The 348-nt window shown below is 50.3% G+C and carries 1 pseudogene; it reads right to left on the reverse strand.

Features of this window, described 5'->3' with window-relative positions:
- A pseudogene (locus A3712_RS13575) lies at nucleotides 1–348 on the reverse strand (periplasmic nitrate reductase subunit alpha); the annotation flags it as partial.

Below are 348 nucleotides of genomic sequence, written 5' to 3' on the forward strand. Positions count from 1 at the left end.
TCAAGAACACGGCCTGTACATAGCCACATATCGTACTCTTCGTTTGGCACTTCTGGGGGCGCTTCGTACGGAGCATTGATGATCAGTGCTTTACCGTCTGGTTTACCGTAGAAGTCCCACCCAGAGCCTGCTTTCGCATATGGATCTGAACCTTCTTTAAAGCGCCATTGAGTTTCTTTTCCATCAACAACAGGCCAGCGTAGACCACGTACTTGGTGGTAGCGATCGTACGGCGCTAAATCATGACCGTGGCCGCGACCGAAGGTTGCGTATTCTTCGAATAAGCCTTTCTGTACGTAGAAACCTTGTGCTTGTGCGTCGTCGTTGAGCTCTTGAGCTTCAGAGAGA

It is taken from the genome of Vibrio sp. HI00D65 (assembly GCF_001635455.1).
Taxonomy (GTDB): domain Bacteria; phylum Pseudomonadota; class Gammaproteobacteria; order Enterobacterales; family Vibrionaceae; genus Vibrio.